The 16,681-nt window shown below is 61.5% G+C and carries 19 protein-coding genes; 15 read left to right on the forward strand and 4 right to left on the reverse strand.

Annotation, left to right across the window (positions count from 1 at the left end):
- The first annotated feature begins 83 nt into the window (after positions 1-83).
- The 12 genes from nrdR (at position 84) to ACEN8R_RS27620 (ending at position 8,793) form a co-directional block, all read left to right on the forward strand.
- The gene (nrdR, locus tag ACEN8R_RS27565) at positions 84-548 is read left to right on the forward strand and encodes a transcriptional regulator NrdR (protein WP_007906838.1); all 465 of its coding nucleotides are present in this window, start codon (positions 84-86) and stop codon (positions 546-548) included.
- The gene (ribD, locus tag ACEN8R_RS27570; protein ID WP_018925688.1) at positions 545-1,678 is read left to right on the forward strand and encodes a bifunctional diaminohydroxyphosphoribosylaminopyrimidine deaminase/5-amino-6-(5-phosphoribosylamino)uracil reductase RibD; all 1,134 of its coding nucleotides are present in this window, start codon (positions 545-547) and stop codon (positions 1,676-1,678) included. The genes nrdR and ribD overlap by 4 nt, the downstream gene beginning before the upstream one ends.
- Before the next feature lie 44 nt (positions 1,679-1,722).
- Positions 1,723-2,400, forward strand: a complete 678-nt coding sequence (locus tag ACEN8R_RS27575; RefSeq protein ID WP_018925689.1) for a riboflavin synthase — start codon at positions 1,723-1,725, stop codon at positions 2,398-2,400.
- A 16-nt stretch (positions 2,401-2,416) separates the two neighbouring features.
- The gene (gene ribBA / locus ACEN8R_RS27580; protein ID WP_018925690.1) at positions 2,417-3,508 is read left to right on the forward strand and encodes a bifunctional 3,4-dihydroxy-2-butanone-4-phosphate synthase/GTP cyclohydrolase II; all 1,092 of its coding nucleotides are present in this window, start codon (positions 2,417-2,419) and stop codon (positions 3,506-3,508) included.
- A gap of 91 nt (positions 3,509-3,599) precedes the next feature.
- Positions 3,600-4,076: a 6,7-dimethyl-8-ribityllumazine synthase gene (ribH, locus tag ACEN8R_RS27585; protein WP_003228649.1), complete on the forward strand. Its 477-nt coding sequence runs from the start codon at positions 3,600-3,602 to the stop codon at positions 4,074-4,076.
- Entirely contained in the window at positions 4,073-4,573 is a 501-nt protein-coding gene (gene nusB / locus ACEN8R_RS27590) for a transcription antitermination factor NusB (protein WP_007933632.1), read from the forward strand. The genes ribH and nusB overlap by 4 nt, the downstream gene beginning before the upstream one ends.
- A 23-nt stretch (positions 4,574-4,596) precedes the next feature.
- Positions 4,597-5,562, forward strand: a complete 966-nt coding sequence (thiL, locus tag ACEN8R_RS27595; RefSeq protein WP_018925691.1) for a thiamine-phosphate kinase — start codon at positions 4,597-4,599, stop codon at positions 5,560-5,562.
- A complete protein-coding gene (locus tag ACEN8R_RS27600) occupies positions 5,559-6,062 on the forward strand; it encodes a phosphatidylglycerophosphatase A family protein (RefSeq protein WP_018925692.1) in 504 nt (167 codons plus the stop codon). The genes thiL and ACEN8R_RS27600 overlap by 4 nt, the downstream gene beginning before the upstream one ends.
- Before the next feature lie 22 nt (positions 6,063-6,084).
- The gene (locus ACEN8R_RS27605) at positions 6,085-6,819 is read left to right on the forward strand and encodes a type 2 periplasmic-binding domain-containing protein (protein WP_018925693.1); all 735 of its coding nucleotides are present in this window, start codon (positions 6,085-6,087) and stop codon (positions 6,817-6,819) included.
- Positions 6,820-6,959: 140 nt separating this feature from the next.
- The gene (gene ribA / locus ACEN8R_RS27610) at positions 6,960-7,577 is read left to right on the forward strand and encodes a GTP cyclohydrolase II (RefSeq protein ID WP_018925694.1); all 618 of its coding nucleotides are present in this window, start codon (positions 6,960-6,962) and stop codon (positions 7,575-7,577) included.
- Positions 7,574-7,993 (forward strand): hypothetical protein, encoded by a 420-nt coding sequence (locus tag ACEN8R_RS27615; protein WP_018925695.1) that lies wholly within the window; start codon positions 7,574-7,576, stop codon positions 7,991-7,993. The genes ribA and ACEN8R_RS27615 overlap by 4 nt, the downstream gene beginning before the upstream one ends.
- Positions 7,993-8,793, forward strand: a complete 801-nt coding sequence (locus ACEN8R_RS27620; protein ID WP_018925696.1) for a cobalamin-binding protein — start codon at positions 7,993-7,995, stop codon at positions 8,791-8,793. The genes ACEN8R_RS27615 and ACEN8R_RS27620 overlap by 1 nt, the downstream gene beginning before the upstream one ends.
- A gap of 55 nt (positions 8,794-8,848) precedes the next feature.
- Here ACEN8R_RS27620 and dxs read toward each other — a convergent pair whose 3' ends face one another.
- The 4 genes from dxs to ACEN8R_RS27640 all read right to left on the reverse strand — a co-directional run bounded on the left by dxs (position 8,849) and on the right by ACEN8R_RS27640 (position 13,220).
- On the reverse strand, positions 8,849-10,747 hold the full coding sequence (dxs, locus tag ACEN8R_RS27625) for a 1-deoxy-D-xylulose-5-phosphate synthase (protein ID WP_018925697.1): 1,899 nt from the start codon (positions 10,745-10,747) through the stop codon (positions 8,849-8,851).
- Between the two features lie 91 nt (positions 10,748-10,838).
- Positions 10,839-11,726, reverse strand: a complete 888-nt coding sequence (gene ispA, locus ACEN8R_RS27630) for a (2E,6E)-farnesyl diphosphate synthase (RefSeq protein WP_018925698.1) — start codon at positions 11,724-11,726, stop codon at positions 10,839-10,841.
- Positions 11,723-11,965, reverse strand: coding sequence for an exodeoxyribonuclease VII small subunit (locus ACEN8R_RS27635; protein ID WP_007894317.1), 243 nt, complete (start codon positions 11,963-11,965; stop codon positions 11,723-11,725). The genes ispA and ACEN8R_RS27635 overlap by 4 nt, the downstream gene beginning before the upstream one ends.
- A gap of 109 nt (positions 11,966-12,074) precedes the next feature.
- Positions 12,075-13,220, reverse strand: coding sequence for a Fic family protein (locus ACEN8R_RS27640; protein WP_026286375.1), 1,146 nt, complete (start codon positions 13,218-13,220; stop codon positions 12,075-12,077).
- Between the two features lie 276 nt (positions 13,221-13,496).
- Between ACEN8R_RS27640 and ACEN8R_RS27645 the strand changes: the two genes are divergently transcribed.
- Genes ACEN8R_RS27645 through ACEN8R_RS27655 form a run of 3 tightly spaced genes read left to right on the forward strand, consistent with a single transcriptional unit; the run spans position 13,497 to position 16,673 of the window.
- On the forward strand, positions 13,497-14,288 hold the full coding sequence (locus tag ACEN8R_RS27645; RefSeq protein ID WP_018925700.1) for a YfaP family protein: 792 nt from the start codon (positions 13,497-13,499) through the stop codon (positions 14,286-14,288).
- A 37-nt stretch (positions 14,289-14,325) separates the two neighbouring features.
- Complete coding sequence (locus ACEN8R_RS27650) at positions 14,326-16,038, forward strand: DUF2138 domain-containing protein (protein ID WP_026286376.1); 1,713 nt, start codon at positions 14,326-14,328, stop codon at positions 16,036-16,038.
- On the forward strand, positions 16,008-16,673 hold the full coding sequence (locus tag ACEN8R_RS27655) for a DUF1175 domain-containing protein (protein ID WP_032833720.1): 666 nt from the start codon (positions 16,008-16,010) through the stop codon (positions 16,671-16,673). Before ACEN8R_RS27650 ends, ACEN8R_RS27655 begins: the two co-directional genes overlap by 31 nt.
- Positions 16,674-16,681: the final 8 nt, after the last annotated feature.

Consider the following 16,681-nt stretch of genomic DNA (forward strand, 5'->3'; position numbering starts at 1 on the left):
CGTCTGTATACCGCAAACCCTATGGCTTGTCTTGCCACGGGGATGCGCTACCATGGCCCTCCCATTTTTTGTTGCCTGCCACCATGCACTGTCCCTTCTGCGGTGCCAACGACACCAAGGTCATCGACTCGCGTCTGGTCGCCGAGGGCGAACAGGTGCGCCGCCGGCGTGAATGCCTGGCCTGCGGCGAACGCTTCACGACGTTCGAAACCGCTGAACTGGTGTTGCCGCGCCTGATCAAAACCGACGGCAGTCGCCAGCCGTTCGACGAAGAAAAACTTCGTGCCGGCATGCAGCGAGCGCTGGAGAAGCGCCCGGTGAGTGTCGAGCGCCTGGAATCGTCGCTGGTGCACATCAAACACAAGCTGCGCGCCACTGGCGAGCGCGAGGTCAAATCCCTCGTGGTCGGCGAACTGGTGATGGCCGAGCTGAAAAAGCTGGATGAAGTCGCCTATATCCGCTTCGCTTCGGTGTACCGACGCTTCCAGGACCTCAACGAGTTCCGCGAAGAGATCGATCGCCTCGCCCGTGAACCGGTGAAAGAATGACCACCTCCCCGGAACAAGCCATCCTCGACGCCCATTACATGGCCCGTGCCCTGGAACTGGCGCGCAAAGGTCATTACACAACGCACCCCAACCCACGAGTTGGCTGCGTGGTGGTGCGTGACGGGCAGATTGTCGGCGAAGGCTGGCATGTGCGCGCCGGCGAGCCCCATGCCGAAGTCCACGCCTTGCGTGCCGCCGGTGACAAGGCGCGAGGCGCCACGGCTTACGTGACCCTGGAACCGTGCAGCCACCACGGACGTACACCGCCCTGCGCCGATGCGCTGGTGAATGCCGGTGTGGCGCGCGTCGTTGCGGCGATGCAGGACCCGAACCCGGAAGTTGCCGGTCGCGGTCTGCAACGTCTGGCCCAGGCGGGAATCGCCACCGAAAGTGGCGTGCTGGAAGGTGAGGCGCGCAAGCTCAATGAAGGCTTCCTCAAGCGCATGGAACACGGCTTGCCGTTCGTGCGGGTCAAGTTGGCCATGAGCCTCGACGGTCGCACGGCGATGGAAAGCGGCGAGAGCCAATGGATTACCGGCCCGGCGGCGCGCTCGGCGGTACAACGGCTGCGCGCGCAGGCCAGCGTGGTGCTGACCGGCGCCGACACGGTGCTGGCGGACAATGCCCGCTTGACCGTGCGTGCCGATGAATTGGGCCTCGATCCCGAACAAACCGCCTTGGCCATGAGCCGTCCGCCACTGCGCGTGCTGATCGACGGTCGCCTGCGGGTGCCGTTGGACGCGCCGTTCTTCAAGGCCGGTCCGGCATTGGTCGCGACGTGCATGGCGATCGAAGAGCAATACGCCAACGGTCCGGAATGCCTGATCGTGGCGGGCGACGATGGCCAGGTCGACCTGCGCAAGTTGCTGGTTGAACTGGCTGCCCGTGACGTCAACGAGGTACTGGTCGAAGCCGGTCCGCGTCTGGCCGGGGCGTTTGCTCAGCAAGGGTTGGTGGACGAGTTCCAGATTTTCATTGCCGGCAAGTTTCTCGGCTCCACGGCGCGCCCGTTACTGGACTGGCCGCTGGCGCAGATGAAAGATGCGCCCGAGCTCAAAATTACCGAAATCCGCGCGGTTGGCGATGACTGGCGAGTCATTGCCATACCTGTCCCAACGGTCAGCGTATAATTCCCGGCTGCAGCCCAGAAGGCCCTGTTCTCGAGGAGGACTCCATGTTTACCGGCATCATCGAATCCATCGGCAGTATTCGTGCATTGACCCCAAAAGGCGGAGATGTGCGGGTTTACGTAGAAACCGGCAAGCTCGACCTGAGCGACGTCAAGCTGGGCGACAGCATTGCCGTCAACGGCGTGTGCCTGACGGCGGTTGAGCTGCCGGGCAATGGCTTTGCGGCGGACGTCAGTCGCGAAACCCTTGACTGCACCGCCATGAATGACCTCAAGAGCGGCAGCCCAGTGAATCTGGAAAAAGCCCTGACCCCGACCACCCGCCTCGGTGGGCACTTGGTCAGCGGTCACGTCGACGGTGTCGGCGAAGTGGTTTCGCGCAGCGACAATGCCCGCGCCGTGGAATTTCGCATCCGCGCGCCGAAAGAACTGGCCAAGTACATCGCCCATAAAGGCTCGATCACCGTCGACGGCACCAGCCTGACGGTGAACGCGGTCGATGGCGCCGAGTTCTTGCTGACGATCATTCCGCACACCCTGAGCGAAACCATCATGGCTGCTTACAAGCCAGGTCGCCGGGTGAATCTGGAAGTCGATCTGCTGGCACGTTATCTGGAGCGCCTGTTGCTGGGCGACAAGGCTGCTGAGCCTGGCTCTTCGCAGAAGTCTGGCGGCACTATTACTGAAAGCTTTCTGGCCCAAAACGGCTACCTCAAATCCTGACTCAAGGGGGTGCCTTGTGGCGCTCAATAGCATCGAAGAACTGGTTGAAGACATCCGCCAAGGCAAGATGGTCATCCTCATGGATGACGAAGACCGCGAGAACGAAGGCGACCTGATCATGGCCGCCGAGTGCTGCAAGGCTGAGCACATCAACTTCATGGCCAAGCACGCCCGTGGCCTGATCTGCATGCCAATGAGCCGCGAGCGCTGCGAACTGCTCAAGCTGCCGTTGATGGCGCCACGCAACGGCTCCGGCTTCGGCACCAAGTTCACCGTGTCCATCGAAGCCGCCGAAGGCGTGACCACCGGTATCTCCGCGGCCGACCGTGCGCGTACCGTACAAGCCGCTGCCGCCAAAGACGCCAAGGCTGAAGACATCGTCAGCCCCGGCCACATCTTCCCGCTGATGGCTCAGGCCGGCGGCACCCTGGCCCGCGCCGGCCATACCGAAGCGGCTTGCGACCTGGCGCGCATGGCCGGTTTCGAGCCGAGCGGTGTGATTTGCGAAGTGATGAACGACGACGGCACCATGTCCCGTCGCGCCGAACTCGAAGCGTTTGCCGCCGAGCACAACATCAAGATCGGCACCATTGCCGACCTGATCCACTACCGGATGATCCACGAACGTACCGTTCAGCGGATTGCCGAGCAGCCGCTGGACAGCGAACTGGGCCAGTTCAACCTGGTGACCTATCGTGATTCGGTGGAAGGCGACGTGCACATGGCCCTGACCCTGGGCAACGTGTGCGCCGAAGAACCGACCCTGGTTCGGGTGCACAACATGGACCCGCTGCGTGACCTGCTGATGGTCAAGCAACCGGGCCGCTGGAGCCTGCGCGCCGCCATGGCCGCGGTTGCCGAGGCTGGCAGCGGTGTGGTGCTGTTGCTCGGTCACCCGCTCGATGGCGATGTCTTGCTGGCGCACATCCGCGAAACCGCCGACCACAGCGCAGTGAAAAAGCCGACCACCTACAGCATCGTTGGTGCCGGTTCGCAGATCCTTCGGGACCTGGGCGTGCGTAAAATGCGCCTGATGTCTGCGCCGATGAAATTTAATGCGATATCCGGTTTCGATCTGGAAGTTGTAGAATACGTGCCCTCCGAATAATGACCGGTTGTTTCCAGTCCTTGATTCGCGGCTAACACATCACTGAGGGATGCGTAGAAAACGCGTCCCGGCTCTTTAAGAGATCTAACGAATGACCCTGAAGACCATCGAAGGTACCTTCATCGCCCCTAAAGGCCGCTACGCTCTGGTAGTGGGCCGTTTCAACAGCTTCGTGGTTGAAAGCCTGGTCAGCGGTGCAGTTGATGCCCTGGTTCGCCATGGCGTGAGCGAAAGCGACATCACCATCATCCGTGCGCCTGGCGCCTTCGAAATCCCGCTGGTTGCGCAGAAAGTCGCTCAGAAGGGCGAGTTCGCGGCAATCATCGCCCTGGGCGCGGTCATTCGTGGCGGTACTCCGCACTTCGAATACGTGGCTGGCGAATGCACCAAGGGCCTGGCCCAGGTGTCCATGGAGTTCGGCGTACCGGTCGCTTTCGGCGTACTGACCGTTGATTCCATCGAACAAGCCATCGAACGTTCCGGCACCAAGGCCGGTAACAAAGGTGCTGAAGCTGCCCTGTCCGCTCTGGAAATGGTCAGCCTGCTGGCGCAGTTGGAGGCCAAGTGATTAGCGACGATAGCGATCGTTTCAACCCGCGCGATCCAAAGCCTGCGGATGCCGGCAAGCCATCGAAAAGCGCAAAGCGTCGCGAGGCCCGTCAGCTCGCGACCCAGGCGCTGTACCAATGGCATATGGCCAAGCAGTCGCTGAACGAGATCGAAGCGCAGTTCCGGGTCGATAACGATTTCACCGATGTCGATGGCGCGTACTTCCGCGAAATCCTGCACGGGGTTCCGCAGTTCAAGACCGAGATCGACACCGCGCTCAAGCCTTGCCTGGACTTGACCATCGAAGAGCTGGACCCGGTTGAACTGGCGGTTCTGCGCCTGTCCACATGGGAACTGCTCAAGCGTGTCGACGTGCCGTACCGCGTGGTGATCAACGAAGGCATCGAACTGGCCAAGGTCTTCGGTTCCACCGACGGCCACAAGTTCGTCAACGGTGTGCTCGACAAGCTGGCCCCGCGTCTGCGTGAAGCCGAAGTGAAGGCGTTCAAGCGCTGATTGGCGCTTGAACTGCCATTGCCATGGGTGAGTTTGAGCTGATCCGCAACTTCTTCGCCGCCGCGCCTTGCGCGCAGGGCGGTGAAGGCGTTGCCCTCGGGATTGGCGACGACTGCGCCTTGCTGGCTATTCCTCCCGGGGAGCAGTTGGCGATTTCTACCGATACGCTGGTGGCCGGTGTGCATTTCGCCGACCCCTGCGATCCGTTTCTGCTCGGCCAGCGCTCGCTGGCCGTGGCCGTCAGCGACCTGGCCGCCATGGGCGCCACCCCCGTTGCCTTTACCCTTGCCTTGACCTTGCCGATCGGGACTTCCGATTGGCTGGAAGCGTTCGCCCGTGGTTTGAACCTCATGGCGCAGAATTGCCGTGTGGCACTGGTGGGCGGCGATACCACTCGCGGGCCGTTGAGCCTGACCATGACTGTGTTCGGTCGAGTGCCGACCGGTCTGGCGCTGACCCGCAGTGGCGCACGGCCGGGTGATTTGCTCTGTGTGGGCGGTGAACTGGGTAACGGCGCGGGCGCATTGCCGCTGGTGCTCGGCCAGCGGACTGCGGACGCGGCCATCGCCGATCCATTGCTGGCCCACTACTGGTCGCCGCAACCGCAACTGGCGTTGGGCCAGGCCTTGCGTGGCAAGGCCACCGCCGCGCTGGACATCTCCGACGGCCTGCTCGCCGACTGCGGGCATATTGCCCTGGCGTCGAAAGTCGGGATTCGGGTAGAGCGCAGCAGGCTGCCGTTGTCGAAGGCGCTGCTGGCTTTCCTTGGTCAATCCGGCGCTGAGCAGGCTGCCCTGAGTGGCGGTGACGATTACGTGCTGGCCTTCACCTTGCCGCCTGCCGAGTTGCCATCGTTACTGGCGGACGGCTGGCCGATCCATGTGCTCGGGCAGGTGGTTGCAGGGCAGGGCGTGATTCTGCTGGACGCCGACGGACACGACATCACCCCGCCAATCCGGGGTTACCAACATTTTCGGGAGACACCGTGACAGATCATCCCAAACAGGTTCCGTCGGAGTTCGTACCACCGTCGGTCTGGCGCAATCCGTGGCATTTCCTGGCGTTCGGCTTCGGCTCGGGCACCCTGCCAAAAGCGCCGGGCACCTGGGGTTCGTTAGTGGCGTTACCCTTTATTCCGTTGTGGCAGATGCTGCCCGACTGGGGCTACTGGCTGATGCTCGGCATCACCATGCTGTTCGGCTTCTGGCTGTGCGGCAAGGTCGCCGACGATTTGCGCGTGCACGACCATGAAGGCATCGTCTGGGACGAAATGGTCGGGATGTGGATCACCCTGTGGCTGGTGCCGCAAGGTTGGTATTGGTTGTTGGCGGGGTTCCTGATGTTCCGCTTCTTCGACATCCTCAAGCCGTGGCCGATTCGCTGGATCGACCGGCATGTGCACGGTGGCGTCGGGATCATGCTCGACGACGTGCTGGCCGGGGTGTTCGCGTGGTTGGCGATGCAAGGGCTGGTCTGGCTTTTCGCCTGAAGGCTACAGTCGAGGACGAAAGATGGCTCGCTGGTTGATGGTGATGGTTTTCGCGACGTTTTGCTCGTTCGCCCAGGCGGGGGATGCACCGACGACGCCGTCCGTGATTCACCTGGCCAGCGAAGCGTGGGAAGACTTTACCGCCGCCGATGGTCGTGGTTTGGGCTGGGACGTGTTGCGCGAAGTGTTCGAGCCTGCGGGCGTCAAACTGGATATTCGAATCGAACCGTATACACGCGCCACGGGCCTGGCACAGCGTGGCGAAGTGGACGCGTGTGTCGGTGCCTATCGGGATGAAGTCAGTGACGTGCTCTATCCGCGCTGGAGTTTCGATACCGATCCGATCTATGCACTGGGCCTGGCCACCAATCCGGCGCCGACCCCGGAAAATCTGGGCAGTTACCGTTTGGCCTGGGTACGCGGCTACAAGTACCAGGCTTACCTGCCCAACGTGCAGCGCTATAACGAAGTCGCGCGGCGTACCGGGATTCTGCCGATGCTGATCCACAACCACGTCGACTACTACATTGACGCGCTGGACGAGGTTAACTCTATCGTCAGCCGAGCCAAGGATCCGTCGCAGTTCCGCCGCACGCACATCGCGGATTTACCGCTGTACCTGTGCTTCGCCGATACCCCTCGGGCACGGCAGTTGATGGTGCTGTTCGACCAGCGTATGGAATTGCTGGTAAAAAGCGGTCAGCTGAAACCGGTCTTCGAACACTGGAAACAGCCCTATCCGTTCGGCTCGAAATGAAAACGTTCAATGCGGGCGCGGGGCAGATATCAAACTTTTTGATCGTTATGGCCGATAATTCAGCCTAAGCGTCTGTAGGAACGTGCTGTTACAATGCCGCCTCTGCGAATCTTCAGTACTTATAGATCAGGAGCACACCGGTGCCTGTCGTTTTTGTCGCCGCTTCCAAGCTGCCAACGCCTTTTGCGCAATTCACCATGCACGGCTTTCTCGATGAAGAGAACGGGCGCGAGCACGTGGTGTTGAGTCTGGGTGAGATCGCCGACGGTGCGCCGGTACTCGGCCGGTTGCACTCCGAATGCCTGACCGGCGATGCCTTGTTCAGCCAGCGTTGCGACTGCGGTTCGCAACTCGAGGCGGCGTTGCAGGCGATCGCCCGTGAAGGCCGTGGCGTATTGCTCTACTTGCGTCAGGAAGGCCGTGGCATTGGCCTGCTGAACAAGATCCGCGCTTATGAATTGCAGGACGGCGGTGCTGACACCGTTGAAGCCAACGAACGTCTGGGCTTTGCCGCCGACCAGCGCGACTACGCCATGTGCCTGCCGATGCTGGAGCACCTGGGCGTGAAGTCCCTGCGTCTGATGACCAACAACCCACGCAAGGTCAAAGCCTTGACTGACATGGGCATCGTGGTTGCCGAGCGCGTGCCGTTGCACACCGGGCACAACCCGCATAACAAACTCTACCTGGCGACCAAGGCCAGCAAGCTCGACCACATGATGGGCAACGAGCACCAGGGCGAGGCTGACAGGGCGTGACCCGCGGTCAGGTACGGCGACGACTGGCCGTCAACTGGTGGCAATATCTGGCGTTGGCCTTGCTGCCGCTGTTCGTGGTCAATGGCTTATTCGGCCAAAGCGAGGCGATTCTGCCGGTGCTGGCCATGCCGTTTTTCATTGCCGGTGTGGCGTCGATGTTTGTCAGCCTGAAGTTCTTTGGCGGTTACAAACATGCGCTGATCGCGACCCAAAAAGCCCTCGATACCCCTGAAGAACCCGCCGCCTGGATCGCCCTGGCCGCGAAACGCCGTGCTGCGTTTCTGGTCGCCGGCCTGCCCGCCTGGATCGGCGCACTGGCAGTCTTCGTTGGTCTGGAAGCCGTGCCGCTGATGCTGCTGGCGTTGTCGACGGTGGTGCTGTTCTACCTCTACCGTATCCCGCGTCAACTCGGCTGATGCGATGCGTCTGGCTGGCAGTCCTGTTGCTGGCCATCGGTGGTCCGGCAGCTGCGGCCGAGCGTGTTGTCAGCCTGGCACCGTCGCTTTCCGAAATCGTGATTGAACTGAATTCGGCTGACCTGCTGGTCGGAGTGCTGGATGCCGGTGAGCGTCCGGCCGAGCTCAAAGACATTCCTTCGGTGGGCCGCTACGGTCAGTTGGACATGGAGCGATTGCTCAGCCTCAAGCCCGATTTACTGCTGCTCTGGCCAGGCAGTGTGGGGCCGGCTCAGCGTGAACAGCTCAAACGGCTGAACATTCCCACCTATGTCGCCGAACCGCATAACCTCGAACAACTCACTGTGCAGATCGAAGCGATAGCCACGCAACTCGGGCGAGCGGAGCGGGGCGTTGCATTGGCCAAAAAACTGCGTCAGCGACTCGACTCCCTGCGCCAGCGCTATCGAAGGGATGAGCCGCTGCGGGTGTTTTATCAAGTCTGGGATCGGCCGCTGTACACCGTGGGCGGAAGGCAGATCATCAGCGATGCGCTACAGGTTTGCGGGGCAAGCAATGTGTTTGCCGATCTGCCACAGCCTGCACCGCAGGTCAGTGTGGAGGCGGTGTTGCAGCGCAACCCCGAGGTGATTCTGGCCAGCGATCAGGCGCAGCTCGAGGCGTGGAAGGCCTGGCCCCAGGTGACGGCGGTGGCGCAGGGGCAATTGCTGTTGGTGACGGATAAAGGCCTGGAACGACCGAGTGGGCAGATGATCGAAGCGACGGCCAAGCTCTGTCAGTTGATCGCACCCGATCTTTAACCTGTGGCGAGGGAGCTTGCTCCCTCGCCACAGGGTTTTGCATGTAGCCAGAGGATCAGATATTCAGCAATTGCAGGCGCTGACGCACCGCCTCTTCGATCCCGGCTTCATCCAGCCCGCATTCGGCGAGCATTTGCGCAGGCTTGGCGTGTTCGACGTAGATGTCTGGCAAGCCCAGGTGCAGCACCGACTTTAGGATGTTCTCGCGGGCGAGGAACTCGCTGACCGCGCCACCGGCGCCGCCCATGATCGCGTTCTCTTCGACGGTCACCAGCAATTGGTGACTGCCGGCGATTTCGCGAACCAGTGCTTCGTCGAGCGGTTTGACGAAACGCATGTCGACGACCGTTGCATCCAGCTTCTCGGCGACTTTCAGTGCCTCGGCCAGTTGCACGCCGAACACCAGCAGGGCGACTGTGCTGCCCTGACGACGAACCACGCCCTTGCCGATTTCGATCGGTTCGAGGTCTTTCGCGATCGGTGCATTCGGGCCGGTGCCACGCGGGTAACGCACCGCCGCCGGGCCGTTGTACAGGTGGCCGGTGCTGAGCATTTTGCGCAGTTCGTTTTCGTCGCTCGGGGTCATCACCAGCATGCCGGGGATGCAACGCAGGAACGACAGGTCGAAGCTGCCTGCGTGCGTCGGGCCGTCTTCGCCCACCAGGCCGGCGCGGTCGATGGCGAACAGTACGTCGAGGTTTTGTACCGCGACGTCATGAATCAGCTGGTCGTAACCGCGTTGCAGGAAGGTCGAATAGATCGCCACCACCGGTTTGGCGCCTTCACAGGCCATGCCGGCTGCCAGGGTCACGGCGTGTTGCTCGGCAATCGCCACGTCGAAATAGCGCGTCGGGAAGCGTTCGCTGAAGGCCACCAGGTCGGAGCCTTCCTTCATCGCCGGGGTGATCCCGACCAGGCGCGGATCGGCTGCGGCCATGTCGCACAGCCACTCACCAAACACACCGGAATATTTCGGCCCGCTGGCTTTTTTCGGCGCGGCGGCCGGAGCGTCCAGCGGTTCGAGTTTGGTAATGGCGTGGTAACCGATCGGGTCGACTTCCGCCGGGGCGAAGCCTTTGCCTTTTTTGGTGACCACGTGCAGGAATTGCGGGCCTTTCAGATCGCGCATGTTGCGCAGGGTGGCGATCAGGGTCGGCAGGTCGTGGCCATCGATCGGGCCGATGTAGTTCCAGCCCAGCTCTTCGAACAGCGTGCCAGGGACCAGCATGCCTTTGGCATATTCTTCCGTGCGACGGGCGATTTCCCAGGCGCCGGGCAGGCGCGACAGGACCTTTTTGCTGCCTTCGCGCATGCTTGCGTAAGTGCGGCTGGAAAGGATTTTCGCCAGATAGTTCGACAACCCGCCGACGTTGCGCGAGATCGACATGTCGTTGTCGTTGAGGATCACCAGCATGTTGGCGTCCACTTCCGGCGCGTGGTTCAGCGCCTCGAAGGCCATGCCGGCGGTCAGTGCGCCGTCGCCGATCACCGCGATCGCCTTGCGATCACTGTGTTGCAGGCGGGCGGCAATGGCCATGCCCAGCGCTGCGCTGATCGAGGTGCTGGAGTGGCCGACGCCAAAGGTGTCGTACTCGCTCTCGGAACGACGCGGGAAGGCGGCGATGCCATCCTTCTGGCGCAGGGTGCTCATGCGCGCGCGACGGCCGGTGAGGATTTTGTGCGGATAGGCCTGATGACCCACGTCCCACACCAGCCGGTCGTCCGGGGTGTCGAAAACGTAGTGCAACGCGATGGTCAGCTCGATCACGCCCAGGCCGGCACCGAAATGCCCACCGGTCTGGCCGACCGTGTAGAGCAATTCCAGGCGCAACTCATCAGCCAGGGTTTCCAGCTCGGCTTCGCCTAACCGGCGCAGGCCGTCCGGCGTGTTGGCACGGTCGAGCAGGGGCGTGGTCGGGCGCTTACGGGGAATCTCATGAAACGTCGTGGGCATCAGGCGAATCGTTATAGGTATAAAAGATGCGGCAGTTTACCTGATGCATCGCCCCCTGCCCACGCGTTGGTCTTTTTTGGCGGATACGCCGTCAGTTGCGGCGGTCAACGATGTACCGGGCCAGATCGCGCAAGGGCTCGGCTGCCGCGTCAAACGGTCGCAGTGCGTGCAGGGCCTGGTCGCGCAGTTCCAGAGCGTAGGCCTTGGCCGCGTCGAGACCGAGCAGCGCCGGGTAGGTCGGCTTGTCCCGGGCGATGTCGGCGCCCTGGCGTTTACCTAGGGTGGCGGTGTCACTTTCGACGTCGAGAATGTCGTCCTGGACCTGAAATGCCAGGCCGATGGCCTGTGCATAACTTTGCAGCGACTTCAGTTCGTCCTTCTCGGCACGGCCACTGGCCAGGGCACCGAGTTTGACGCTGACTTCGATCAACGCGCCGGTCTTGTGCCGATGCATGTATTCAAGGGCTTTTTGATCGAGCTTCAGTCCCACCGAGCCAAGATCGATGGCTTGCCCGCCGACCATGCCCGCCGGGCCTGCCGCCAGCGCCAGGGCGCTGACCATTTGCAGCCGGGTTTCGGCATCCGACGAGCTCAGGCGTGGGTCGAGCAGGGCGCTGAAGGCCAGGCTCTGCAAACCGTCGCCGGCGAGAATCGCGCAGGCTTCGTCGAATTTCTTATGGGTGGTCGGCTGGCCGCGACGCAGGTCGTCATCGTCCATGGCCGGCAAATCGTCGTGCACCAGCGAATAGGCATGGATCAGCTCAACCGCGCAGGCTGCGCCGTTGGCTTGCTCGGCCTTGCCGCCCAGCGCTTCACACGCGGCGTAGGCCAGCAGCGGACGTACACGCTTGCCACCATTCATCACGCTGTAGCGCATGGCTTCATAGAGGCGGGCGAGCTCAGGGCTCGGCGGGTTGAACAGGGTTTCCAGTGCTGCATTGACGCGGGCCTGGCTGGCTGCCGAATACGCTGCAATCATTCTGGCTGATCCGCGTCGAAGGGTTCCTCGGCCAACTCGCCATCACGCTCGAGCAGCACTTGAACCTTCTGCTCGGCCTGGGCCAGCGCCGCCTGGCAATCACGGGTCAGCCCGATGCCCTGCTCGAAAGCGGTCAGCGAGTCTTCCAGCGACAATTCGCCGTTCTCCAGACGCTCCACCAGCGTTTGCAGGTCGGCGAGGGATTGTTCGAAATCCAGTGCAGCTTTTTTGCGGGCCATGGCGGCTATTTCCGGTTGACGTTAAACCGGCGCGACACTAGCAGACATGGGGGGTATGGGCAAATGAGCGGGCCTGAAAACCCCTGTCGCCGCGTCGGAAAAACCGGACTCAGAATGCCTCAAGCTCAGGGTGAAGGATCTGATACCGAGTGCTGCGCCCGCCACCGGGCAGGCGTTTCAGGCAGCCCTTCTCCAGCAGCTCGGTCAGATGACGGGTCGCGGTAGCTTTGGAAACCTTTGCCACTGCCTGGTATTGAGCGGCGCTGATTCCCTCCTCGAAACCACGTTCTCCGCCATCGAGTAAACGATTCAACACTTTGATCTGCTCAACTGACAGCTCGGACTCCCGATGTGCCTGCCAGAAGCGCGCTTTGGCCAGCACCAACTCGATACGGTTCATGGCTTGCTGCAAACTACGCAGGAGAGTTTGTAGAAACCATTCCAGCCATTGTGTGATGTCCAGCGTGGCTTTCTGGCTGGTTTCCAGCACTCGGTAATAGCCTGAACGATCCTCCAGGATGCTCGCCGACATGGCATAGAAGCGGATAGCCTGAGCCTCGCTCTGGGCCAGCGCCAGGTCGGTGATGGTTCGCGTGAGACGGCCATTGCCATCGTCGAAGGGGTGCAAAGTGACGAACCAGAAGTGCGCGATACCGGCCCGCAGCAATGGATCGAGGCCGGCTTGATTTCGGCTGACTTCAAACCATTTGAGGAATGTGTCCAGTTGCTGCTCAAGGCCTTGGCGAGGCGGCGCTTCGAAGTGAACGGTTGGCCTGTCGAGTCGCCCCGAAACCACTTGCATGGGTTCATCGCCGCGTAACGCTCCAATGTGGATGGGCCGGGCGGCGAAGTCGGAATCTTGATCAGGAAATAGCCACTCGTGCCAATCCAGTAGTCGCTGCAACGTCAGTGGTTCAGCGAAATGCTGTGTGGCGTCGAGCATTAATTGCGCCAGACCTTCACTGCGTTGGCTCACCTTATCCCCGTCGACCAGATTTAAACCCAGTCGTCGCGCCAGTGAAGAGCGCACGGAGCCGACGTTAAGTTGTTCACCCTCGATAGCTGAAGACGTCACGATATTCTGCAATAGCGCATCCAGTTCGTTCTGCGCGCTTAGTGAGCTATCTACGGAACTGGCCATGCCCATCAACCGACCTTGTGCCTGCACACACTCGCGTAATAACGGTGTCAGGCGCTCGGCTTGCCAGTTGAAATTTGGCCAATCAGGCCGTTGCCAGATCCAGTGAGGTGCCATGAACTCGGGTGCTCCAAGGTGAATGAGCCGAATAATAGTCTTATTCGGCTCACTTTATGAGCCGAATAAGATCGCTATTCGGCTCACGCCCAACAAACACCGTGATTCTCACCGCAAATATAGATGTATCTGATTGTTAAAAAACTGCCGAATGGCTAATCTTCGCGCCTTCAACGACCCTATATTCAGGGTCTTCTGACGAAACGCAGTTTTTTTGATCTGTAACGCGCCGAGGATCAGGCGCCAGGTTTCGTTATGCATGGCAGGAGGCGTCACATGCGTTGGGTTCTTTCACTGCTGATTACGCTGGTCTGCGCTCAAGTGGCGCGGGCCGAGCCCACGGCCGAGCTATCGGAACCGGTGGGTGGTTGGCGCTATCACGGCTTGCTGGACCGCAGTGAAAACCCTCGCGTCGCCTATCCCACACCGCCCATCGACCGGGGCGTGCAGCGCAATCGCACAATGATCGAAGGCCAGCTCAAGGCCCTCGGCACGCTCCGTCCGCCCCACAGCCTGGCGGTCAACGGCAATCCCCTGAATCTGTACACCGACGATCAAGGGCGTTTTGCCCGCCCGTATGCGTTCGGCGCCGGTTCCAACAGCGTCGAAGTGCGCAGTTCCGAGGGCAAGTCGCTCAAGCGCGTTCAATTCTATGAAGCCAATAACCTGCGCACCCCGGCGCGGATTCGCGTGGTGCTGGGCTGGGACGATCCCAAGGCCGAACTCGACCTGCACATCATTACCCCCGACGGCCAGCACGCGTTCTGGGCCAGTCCGGCGATGAGCAACGGCGGTGGGCTGGACCCGGACGGGGTCGATGGCCCTGGCCCTGAAATGTTCACCATGACTGCGCCGATGCACGGCACCTATCTGGTTTACGTGAACTATTGGGGCAACTACGGCAGCGGCGGCTATAACTTCGATGAGAACAGCAACCAGAACGAGGTGATCACCTCGCAAATCAATCTGGTGCTCAATGAAAACACCGTCGACGAAAAACGCGAGACGTTCATCGTGCCCTTGCGGGCGATCGGCGACCTGCTGCTGGTCAAGACTTTCAACTATTAAACATCCCGCACCACGGATGAAATCGGGTTTTGTGAACATGAGCGATAACACTGTGACTCCGGCCGCCGACATACCAGCAGCCAAAACCCCACGTCGTTGGCCGGCGTTGCTGATCGGGCTGTGCCTGGCGGCAGGCGTAGCGGGCGGGTTAGGCTGGTTCCTGCACAAACCCAAGGCTCCGCCTGCGCAGTTGGCCAGCGACAAGCTGGGCATGAGTCGCCCGGACGGTCTGCTCGAAACCCATTCCTTGAGTCAGCTACCCAAGGATTTGCTGGCCGTGCCGTTCCTCAAGGAAACCCTGACCGAAGATTTCGTCTTCTATTACGAAGCCCATGCCGATCGCCTCGGTTTGATCGGCAGCCTGCGGCGGATCATTTACGAGCATGACCTGAAGTTGCAGGACAGCCTGATCGAGCAGCTCTTCGACCAACCGGCGGATGTGGCGCTGTGGCGCGGGGCGGATGGGCGTCTCAAGGATTTCCTGTTGGTGATGGATCGCGGCGGACTGGCCAAGGTGCTCGAGCCGCTGGCGAAAGTGGCGCTGGATGATTCGCAGCTGAGCAAGCTCAGTGAAGTGAAAGTCGGTGCCGACGCCGTCACCCTCTATCAGCTCAACTACAACGCCAGCAAGGCGTTGGTGTTCGCTTCCCATGGCGACAAATTGGTGGTGCTGTCCAATCCGGCCAAACTCTACGACCCGGATAACGGGGCTTTGGAGGAAACCGGCGGCGTTTCGACCAAGGCGATCGCCGCCTTGCTCAACGGCGACAAACTGTTCCCCGAAGCCTTCGGCCTGCCGCCGCGTGCGCCCGAGGTAAAACAACGCCTCTCGGTCAACTCCAGCGTGTTGGCCATGGGTTATCAGCGCTTCATCCCGAACTTTGCCGGCCTGCGTTTCGACATGGATGACAAGGGCTGGCACAGCTTCCTCGCCATGGACGAACTGGACAAGCAGCCGGACTTCGACTTCAAACCGATCTGGCAAGCCATGCCGATGGGCGCCAGCGCTTGCGTGGCCTTGCCGTTGGCCGCCGAACAACAGAAACCGCTGCTGGTGAAACTTGGCGCCGAAGAGTCCGTGGCCCAGGCCCTGACCGAACATATGGCCGGTGCCGCCGGCCTGTGCTGGTACGCCGATTCGCGGCTGTACACGCCGCTGCTGGTGGCCAGCCTGAATGACGATGACAGTGCCAAACTCGACGGTGACTTGGGCAACCTGTTCGGCTCGATGGTCGGTGCCTACGAAGGCAATGTTGCCGAGCACGCATTCCCGGTGGTCGAGAAACAGGACGGTAAAACCCATCAGTGGCAGCGCCAGGTCAGCTCCAACTTCGGCCCCTATAAGGCCAAGGATGCCGAGCAGCCGGACGCGATCACCGGCAAAGCCTTCATGCGCGTCAGCCTGGCGCGCCATGGTTCGACGCTGCTGTTCTCCCTCGACGACAAACTCGTCGACAAAGCGCTGGGCACCCTCGACAAACGCTTCCCGCCGCTGGCTGACGTGCTGCCGAAAGACCTGCTGATGCCGATCTATTTCGGCCCCGACTCCATGGCGCAACTGATGCAGCAGGAAACCCTCGACAGCCTGCCGCAGGACATGGAACCGGTGTTCTACAACGCCGCGCAAACCTACCTGATCCCGAAACTGCGCACCCTTGGCGGCTACGGCAAATACGCCCTGACCTTGCCCAAAGGCAGCGAGCCCGACGGCCACTGGCAATGGCTGCCGCTGGAGTGGAAAGCTCTGTGACCGCACTCATCCGAGGCCTCGGCTTGCTGGCGTTGCTGCTGGGGACCCGCACATTCGCCAGCGAAGCCGCCGCGCTCGACCCGCAGCAATCCCAGGTATTCCGTGCCTGGTTCGTGCGCATCGCCCAGGAACAATTGACCCAAGGCCCGAGCCCGCGCTGGTATCAGCAGGACTGCGCCGGGCTGGTGCGGTTTGCCGCCAACGAAGCGCTGAAAGTCCATGACGACAAATGGCTGCGCAGCAATGGCCTGTCCAACCGCTACCTGCCGCCGGAGTTGCAACTGAGTGACGCCCAACGCGGCCTCGCCCAGCAATGGCAGCAGGGCGGCGGCAAGGTTGGGCCCTACGTCAACGCGATCAAACTGATTCAGTTCAACAGCCATCTGGTCGGCCGCGACCTGGCCCAGGCCCGGCCCGGCGACCTGATGTTTTTCGATCAGGGCGATGACCAGCACCTGATGATCTGGATGGGCCGCTTCATCGCCTATCACACCGGCACCACCACCCCCACCGACAACGGCATGCGCTCCGCAAGCCTGCAGCAACTCATGACATGGAAGGACACCCGATGGATACCCGACGCAGCCAACCCCAACTTCATCGGCGTCTATCGACTGAACTTTCTCTCCCAATGATCGGTGCC

The organism is Pseudomonas sp. Pseusp15, assembly GCF_059492165.1.